The sequence below is a fragment of the Microcoleus sp. T3_A4 genome, assembly GCF_036700465.1.
GTDB lineage: Bacteria > Cyanobacteriota > Cyanobacteriia > Cyanobacteriales > Microcoleaceae > Microcoleus.
On the sequence record NZ_JAUBOY010000054.1, the window covers coordinates 43,074 to 44,923 of the forward strand.

The 1,850-nt window shown below is 49.5% G+C and carries 1 protein-coding gene; it reads left to right on the top strand.

All coding sequences use genetic code 11. From position 1 onward, the window contains the following. Nucleotides 1-1,850, top strand: a 1,850-nt coding sequence (locus QUA07_RS25015) for an FG-GAP-like repeat-containing protein (RefSeq protein ID WP_333330563.1), incomplete at both ends; no start/stop codon positions are given.

Below are 1,850 nucleotides of genomic sequence, written 5' to 3' on the forward strand. Positions count from 1 at the left end.
TCGGGACTTACGCCTCCCCCACCTTTGTCGATATTGACGGCGACGGCGATTTAGATGCCTTTGTTGGGGCAATTGACGGCAACACTTACTACTACCGGAATACCGGCACCGCTAGCGCCCCAGCCTTTGCCGCCCCCCAAACAAACCCCTTCAACCTCACCGATGTGGGTTCTGCTGCCTCCCCCACCTTTGTCGATATTGACGGCGACGGCGATTTAGATGCCTTTGTTGGGGCACGGGACGGCAACACGCGCTACTACCGGAATACCGGCACCGCTAGCGCCCCAGCCTTTGCCGCCCCCCAAACTAACCCCTTCAACCTCACCGATGTGGGGGTTGACGCCTCCCCGACCTTAGTCGATATTGACGGCGACGGCGATTTAGATGCCTTCGTTGGGGCATTTGACGGCAACACGCGCTACTACGAAAACGCCCCCATTGTCAGCATCGCCGCAGGCATTACTCCCGCAGAAGGTGGCGCAAGCGGCACTTTTACCATCACCCTCAACGATATTGCACCGGATGGTTTTACAGTGGCTTACACAGTAGGGGGAACCGCAACCAATGGCACTGACTACACCACCTTATCGGGAACCGTCACCATCCCAGCCGGACAAACCACTGCCACTATTAACGTCGTTCCCACCGACGATGCCATTGTCGATCCCAATGAAACCGTTACCATCACCCTCACAGACGGTGCAGCTTACAACCTCGCCGCTGCCCCCAACAATACCGCCTCGCGAACCATCACTGATAACGATATTGCCGGAGTCACAATCACTCCCACTTCGACAACAGCTACAGAAGGCGGTACAACTGGTAATTACACAGTAGTTTTAACATCACAACCAACAGCCGATGTTAATCTTGCCATTGGCAACACTTCGCAAACTAATACTTCAGCTTCCACACTCACCTTTAATTCAACTAATTGGAATACACCGCAAACCGTAACTGTCACGGCTGTTAATGATAACCTCGTTGAAGGCAGCCATAGTGGAACTATTACTCATACTGCAACTTCAGCGGATACCAATTACAACAGCATTCCCGTCGCTGCTGTGACAGCTAATATCACTGATAACGATATTGCCGGAGTCACAATCACTCCCACTTCGACAACAGCTACAGAAGGCGGTACAACTGGTAATTACACAGTAGTTTTAACATCACAACCCACAGCCGATGTTAATCTTGCCATTGGCAACACTTCGCAAACTAATACTTCAGCTTCCACACTCACCTTTAATTCAACTAATTGGAATACACCGCAAACCGTAACTGTCACGGCTGTTAATGATAACCTCGTTGAAGGCAGCCATAGTGGAACTATTACTCATACTGCAACTTCAGCGGATACCAATTACAACAGCATTCCCGTCGCTGCTGTGACAGCTAATATCACTGATAACGATATTGCCGGAGTCACAATCACTCCCACTTCGACAACAGCTACAGAAGGCGGTACAACTGGTAATTACACAGTAGTTTTAACATCACAACCCACAGCCGAGGTTAATCTAGCCATTGGCAACACTTCGCAAACTAATACTTCAGCTTCCACACTCACCTTTAATTCAACTAATTGGAATACACCGCAAACCGTAACTGTCACGGCTGTTAATGATAACCTCGTTGAAGGCAGCCATAGTGGAACTATTACTCATACTGCAACTTCAACGGATACCAATTACAACAGCATTCCCGTCGCTGCTGTGACAGCTAATATCACTGATAACGATATTGCCGGAGTCACAATTACTCCCACTTCTACCCCAGCTACAGAAGGCGGTGCAACTGGTAATTACACAGCAGTTTTAACATCACAACCAACAGGCGATGTTACT